Source organism: Vibrio sp. 10N.239.312.D08, from assembly GCF_041466145.1.
Classification (GTDB): Bacteria; Pseudomonadota; Gammaproteobacteria; order Enterobacterales; family Vibrionaceae; genus Vibrio; species Vibrio crassostreae_C.
In genome coordinates, this window is sequence record NZ_JBFSSD010000086.1 from 1 (window position 1) to 6,656 (window position 6,656).

General features: G+C 43.0%; 5 protein-coding genes and 1 pseudogene. 5 read left to right on the top strand and 1 reads right to left on the bottom strand.

Going from position 1 to position 6,656, the window contains the following annotated elements:
- Window positions 1–514: 514 nt before the first annotated feature.
- The 5 genes and pseudogenes from AB6D58_RS23955 to AB6D58_RS23975 all read left to right on the top strand — a co-directional run bounded on the left by AB6D58_RS23955 (window position 515) and on the right by AB6D58_RS23975 (window position 4,422).
- A complete protein-coding gene (locus AB6D58_RS23955; RefSeq protein ID WP_017062010.1) occupies window positions 515–799 on the top strand; it encodes a hypothetical protein in 285 nt (94 codons plus the stop codon).
- A 44-nt stretch (window positions 800–843) separates the two neighbouring features.
- Window positions 844–966 (top strand): annotated as a pseudogene (locus tag AB6D58_RS23960) (carboxylesterase family protein); the annotation flags it as partial.
- Between the two features lie 13 nt (window positions 967–979).
- On the top strand, window positions 980–1,408 hold the full coding sequence (locus AB6D58_RS23965) for a hypothetical protein (RefSeq protein ID WP_372158756.1): 429 nt from the start codon (window positions 980–982) through the stop codon (window positions 1,406–1,408).
- A gap of 261 nt (window positions 1,409–1,669) precedes the next feature.
- Complete coding sequence (locus tag AB6D58_RS23970; RefSeq protein ID WP_102319826.1) at window positions 1,670–3,346, top strand: amidohydrolase family protein; 1,677 nt, start codon at window positions 1,670–1,672, stop codon at window positions 3,344–3,346.
- A 92-nt stretch (window positions 3,347–3,438) separates the two neighbouring features.
- Window positions 3,439–4,422 carry a GTP-binding protein gene (locus AB6D58_RS23975; protein WP_372158750.1) on the top strand — a complete coding sequence of 328 codons (984 nt, stop codon included), beginning with the start codon at window positions 3,439–3,441 and terminating at the stop codon, window positions 4,420–4,422.
- A 312-nt stretch (window positions 4,423–4,734) separates the two neighbouring features.
- On the opposite strand, the gene AB6D58_RS23980 is transcribed toward AB6D58_RS23975, so the two are convergent.
- Window positions 4,735–5,910, bottom strand: coding sequence for a threonine/serine exporter family protein (locus tag AB6D58_RS23980; RefSeq protein WP_372158753.1), 1,176 nt, complete (start codon window positions 5,908–5,910; stop codon window positions 4,735–4,737).
- Between the last annotated feature and the right edge of the window lie 746 nt (window positions 5,911–6,656).

Sequence of the window (6,656 nt, forward strand, 5' to 3'; positions counted from 1 at the left end):
ACATGGTCAAGTGCATGAAAGAGCTCGCGAAAGCAGAGCCTGATATCGACGCACTTCTACCTTGGACCTCTTCGGGTCAAGTCAAAACAGACCTCAACAATATTGGCTTTGGCCTCGAAACTTACGTTTGGTGCTAACTATGCCATCGGACTCTAATAACATATTTGGGTTCTTTGATGAGTTTGAAGCTTCAGAAGGAGAGTCACAGCAACCCCCTATAGAGCTGTTTCAAGAACCCGTTGAAATTTTATCAACCCTAGATAGTCAGCCAAAGAAGGTACAACAAGAAGTCTTTGTGATAAATAAAAAGCGACATCCACTCACGGTAGTGAATATATGTAGGATCACGTCCTGCATAAGCGATTTATTCAAATTTAAAGAGTGAATTAATATCGCACCATAAAGAAAAAATACTTCAAATACTCCAGAAATGAGCATGGCTGAGCATAGGGATTCTCAGGTTTGATGATACCAATATCAGGTCAGATGGCCGAACACATTTATGGGTACAACCATGAATTTAACGCATCGCTCACTCATGGTTATCGCTATCACTGTTGCTCTTTCTGCGTGGGGTAGTGATGAAACCAGCTCACGTCCTATTAAGCCAGAACCGCTTCAGACATTACCAACAGAGCAGGTTTCAGTATCCATCGGGGACGCGACTCTTTTCGCAAATAGAGAGTCTGTTGTGATCAATACCTTAGCAGGTGACGAGCAACGCGTATCCATTGAAGCGTTTAAAGGAATCACTTACGCCGATCAACAACGTTTTCAGCACAGTCACTCCGTCAATTAGAACACAATGCTGATAGCGCTATAGATGCGACACAATTTGGCGCCGTGTGCCCACAGCTTAAAATAACCCAGCAAGAGCAATCTGAAGATTGCTTGAATCTTAATATTTGGCGTCCTTCGGAGATCAATGGTTCAGAGTCATTACCCGTGTATGTCTTTATTCATGGTGGGGACTTTGAATATGGCGCAGGTTCTGATACCGACATTAACGGTGATACCGTCGTGGCTAAAAGATACCATTCGATATACGGGTGGCGTTGGCGCTGGAAAGGCGAACCTCGATATTTTCAAAGAGTTCAGTATAGGTGCGTCGTACAACAAAACGATTCAATTCGGCACAAAAAACTCGGGAGTCGCTGCGCTTCAGCAACTCCAGTTTCGAGTGGCAAACACACCATTGATGCTGGGTGTGAAACATATTATTGGCCAGAGCTCGGTAGAGTTTGAGACCAGTAATGAAGATGTGAATAACGCTATCAATGGCGTTATTCAATATTTTATGGGCGAAAGCTCGGTGACCTCTGGGCTGGGTGTTGTCGCGGAATACGATAATGCGATTGATAATCGTAGGACCGTTTCTGGGTTTATGGCCTGGGTAAAGCGACAGTAGAGGGCAGTCTGTCAGACGATGAAAGTGTCGATGCGTATGGTGCTGGATTTCGCTATCAGATAGCTTGCCGATATGGGTTACACATGGGGGTAGACCTCGCTTTTAGTGACGTTGACAGCGCGTTTTATATAACGGTTGGCAGTGGATTCTAATGATGGAAAGGTGGGTGTTAGTCAATCGATTGATTTTTCTACATGCAGCATAGTTTTCATAACAATCATGAACTAATATTCTTTTACAACAAACATAACAGGTATCAATATGAAAAATTACGACCCAAATGAATTGGACGCTACGCAAGTATTACTTGATGGTGTCGATACAGATAAACGTTCGACTTTGACTAAGTTAGCGGTTGGGGCTGCGGCACTGCCTTTTGCCTCTGTTTTACATGCAGCCCCTGAAAAACTGGTTGGCCAAAACATCAAACTGATGCCTAACGAGAAAGGGCCATTTGATATCGTTATCGAAAATGGCCGTGTTGTTGATCCTGAAACTGGACTCGACGCAATTCGTCACGTCGGTATTAAAGGTAAGCGTATTGCTGCAATCTCAGACAAAAAGCTGCAAGGCAAAACAATCATCGATGCTGAAGGTCTCGTGGTTGCACCTGGCTTTATAGATATGCACGCTCACGGACAACAACTTCCTGCTGCCCGTGCTCAAGCATTCGATGGCGTAACCACCGCTCTTGAGATGGAATCTGGTCTATTCCCAATCGGAACGTACTACGATATTACTGCTGCTGAAGGTCGCCCGATTAATTACGGCGCTTCTGTAGCATGGACTTACGCTCGTATTCAAGCAAAAGAACCTACGATGCCTGCTCCTGATGGTACGATTGTTTGGTTCCAGAAAGCTTTTTCTAAAAACAATTGGCAAAATACCCTAGCAACCCCAGATGAATTAAAACAAATTCTGGGCTCGGTTGAGCAAGGTCTTAAAGAGGGGGGCTTAGGCATTGGTATTAACGCGGGTTACGCACCAGGTTATGGCCACAAAGAGTACTATGATCTTGCTAAACTAGCAAAACGCTATGAAGTACCAACTTACACTCACGTTCGTTACCTAAACAGCGCAGAGCCAAAATCAAGCTTTGAAGCATACCAAGAACTCATTAGCCTGTCGGCGACAACGGGTGCACACATGCACATTTGTCACCTCAACAGCACGTCAGTACAAGATATCGAAGATTGTGCCGATTTAGTTCAATCCGCCATTGATCAAGGTTTAGCCGTTACTACTGAAGCTTATCCTTATGGTGCTGGCTCTTCCGTTATTGGCGCAGAAGTTTTCCGTGGTGACGATTGGTTACAACGTTGGGGTGTACCAAGCGCTAGCTACATGGAAGCGAATGGTAAAGCACTAAACCAAGAAAAAGTCACTGAACTACAAGCATCAGCGCCCGGTACCGTGGTTGTCATGCACTTCTTAAAACCCGATGAGAACAAAGAAGATCGCGCTAAAATGGACCGTTCAGTATTGTTCCCAGGTGCAGCTATCGCTTCAGATGCAATGCCTTGGATGGATGATAAAGGCGTATTAATTGAAGGTGATGTATGGCCACTTCCAAGCAACGCAATAGCTCACCCTCGCTCACTTGCTTGTTTCTCTCGTTTTATTGAAAAATATGTAGAGGAATACAAAGCGGTAACACTAGTAGAAGCGATGGAAAGAACTAGCTTAAACGCATGTCGTATTCTTGAGGATGCTGTGCCACAAATGGCAAATAAAGGTCGTATTCAAGTAGGTAAAGATGCTGATTTAGCTATTTTCAAACTTGATGAAGTAAAAGCCGTTGCAACATTTGATAAACCAAATGCCCTTTCTACAGGCATGAAATACGTACTTGTAAACGGGACACCTATCATTGAAGCTGGTGAAATGTTGTTAGATTCAAACCCAGGTGAAGCGGTTCGCAACAAAGTTACGGGCTAAGTTATCCTGACTTAAAAGGTTGGGCATTAGCTCAACCTTTTTTATTGCTTACTGAGTAAATATAGACAACGAAAATCGAAAGAGAGCATGCTATGAGCAAGAAGCCTATTCCAGTAACAATTTTAGCCGGATTTTTAGGAGCAGGGAAAACGACCCTACTAAACCATATATTAACCAATGCAAATGGAATGCGCATGGCTGTGATCGTCAATGATTTTGGATCAATCAATGTTGATGCGGAGTTAGTTAAATCTGAAAGTGAAAATATGATCAGCCTAGAGAATGGCTGTATCTGTTGTAACCTTGCAGAAGGACTAGTCGTTTCGGTAATGCGTTTACTCGCATTAGAGGAACGCCCAGACCATATTATTGTTGAAACTTCAGGTATCGCAGAACCCAAAGAAGTGGCACTTCAATTTGAAGATCCGGAACTGCAAGCACACGCACCTTTAAATGCAATCGTGACGACGATCGATGCGGAAAACATTTTAGGGCTAGAAGGCCCAATGGAGACGTTGTCGAAGCAGCAAATTCAAGTGGCTGACATTGTTCTGGTTAATAAAGTTGACCTAGTCGATGCTGATAAACTAGAGCAAGTCAAAGCATGGTGCCGAGTACAAGCTCCGTTTGCTAAATTGATTGATATTTCATTCGGCGAAGTGGATTTACCTATCTTATTTGATGCCCCTGAAAGTACGCGCTTTGTCACTAACAAAATAGCGGCTGATCAAAAGGAATGCCAGCACCATGATTGTCATGATGAGCACTGTCATCACGTGAACCATGATTTCGAAACATTCAGCTTTGAAACTGATCAACCGCTTAATCTACAAAGTTTGTATCCTCTACTGCAACAGTTTTCAATTGATGCTTATCGCATGAAAGGTATTTTAAATTTAACCGATCGTCCTGATCATCGCTGTGTATTTCAGTGCACGGGCCAGCGAGCCAATGTGACGGTTGGAGATGCATGGGAAGATGATGAATCTCGTTCGTCACGGTTAGTCTTCATTGGACCTAAAGGTGGCCTTGATAAAGAGAGTATGTGTAAAAAACTGAACGCACTGGTGGCGTAGTTAGAACGGAAATGGAGTAGATGGCAAGCCTATCAACCTAGCGCTTGCCTATACCTAGCTTACCTCTGCCTACTTTGCATTGACTCATCCTAAGCATCCTTATCTTATTGAATTATTGGCTAATTTCGATTCTATTCGGTTTTTCCAAATCCATATTGCTCATTCCCCTCGCCATCTGAAACAAAATAGTCTTATCGATTTTCGAGACTCTGTTCATCAGTACCTTCTCAGAATCGGTTAACGTCAAAAAGCAGATAAAGACTCAATCGTGGGTTATTGGGGCGTGTTGATCAGCGATTGTTAGCTCGATGGTTAGTCCTCAATGATGGAATCAAAATGACGACTAAATATAGAATAAACCATGATTTGTCCCGCCATAATCGCGCCAAACATCAGCAAGGCGGACAGACCAATATTCGGAATGGGTAAAATGGAGGTCGCAAAGAAGGACTCACTTGCTCCGACAATGATTCGACTACCGGGGACAAGAATGATGATCCCTTGAATAATGTATATGAGTGGTGGAACGTGACGCAATTTTCCCATCCCCAACCCGTAAAGCGTAATGAGTATTGTGCTTACCCATGTACCTACAACCCAATCGGAAGTAAACCAATGTGGCCCCCACATGCCAATTGCCGCGACAGGAAGGCCTAAGAGAATTTCTGTCATACTTGCGTTGAAAATAAGGCCAATAGCGACAGAAATCCCGATCAGTGCGGTGACATGAAGAACGAATGGGATTTCATCAATAAATACCGGTACCGATAATGGTTGATTGATTATGTTGGCTAAGCCTAACCCCATAACAATGCCGATGAATATTTTCATTACTATGAGTGCGCTTTGTGCAAGCAGTTCGATACCTGACCGAAAGTCATTGAGAGCAAGACTGGCTAAGCCGTTGGTGACGGTTAACCCAGGAATAAAAAGGACAATGGAAGAAATGCACAGTGCCAATGTTGGTAAGCCGGGAACCTGTGCCGATATCATACCGGTTAAAAAACTGGCTACTAAGGCGACAAAGAACTCGACAAGAATGCTTCTTGGCCCAGTCAGGAAAATTTGTGCTAGCCAGGCTATAGCGCCCAGAATAATGGATAAACCGACCGCCAGATAAGTACTGCCAACTAACATTAAATAACATGGCGGAAGCAATAAATTGGCAAAGCACAAGGTACGATTCGAGTAGGTTTCTGAACCTTCGTAATGGGAATGAGTCGAAAACCCTTTAAGCGTTGCGACTAAATCACGTAAGTTAACCGAGGGTGGTTTTTTGTTTTCCATCACGACTTTTTGCGTGGGTTGCTCAAAAATAGTGATGACTTTTGTCGGGGTCACATCAATAGAGACATCAATGTTCTGGCGTTTTGCATAAGCTTGAGTGTATTGAGCTACCGAGTAAGGCGCACAACCAGATTGATGTAATCGGTCCGAAAAGCTCAAAATTTCTTGCTGGCATTGTTCGATATGATTTGTTTGTTTCATTCTGTTTGTTTCTCAATCACCAAGGCGATATATGTTTGAGGGGCATTCTAATTCAATAGTATCCTCATTCAAGCGTAACCAATAGTCGTGTATAGAGGACGGGCCCCTACAAACGAACAAGGCAATGGTTAAAAAGATAGGATTCATTGAATGAGAGGTTATCAGTTTATCGTTGAGGTAAATCAGTCATTGTTGAAGCTGCAACCTCAAAAATAGATCCGCTCACGCAGCTATTTGAAGGCGTAAAACTCCAAATCCATGAGGTGATTGATTTAACTCTTAGGCTTTTAGAAAAGCTCGGTAATGAGTAAAGGAAACTAATATTTAGGAAATGGAAGCCTAAATAAGATTGATGATGAGCGTTAGAATCACAACTAGAATGGAACCGACATAAGCAATTTCAATAATGTTTGAATCAATCCAGTTGCAGTATGCTTGAATTGCTAAACTCAGTTTGTTTTTCATAATGGCCTTTGGAAAATTAACCGAAATCTACTGTAAATAATAGCTTATTATGAGTGAGCTTTGATGACGGTTTCAAAGGTTCCTTAGCGCTAACAGTGTGATTGCGGCGCTCACGTATTAACAATATCGTCCCGTGGGTTCATGGGGCGGATACAGTCGATAAGGTTTAAGAGCAGAAAGTTGGGCTAAAAAAGAGCCGCTTATTTGTGGTTCATCGCGGCTTTCCAAGAAGTAGTCGGTATCTCGATACCCATACCCCATTCGCTTGATTAGTTTTATCT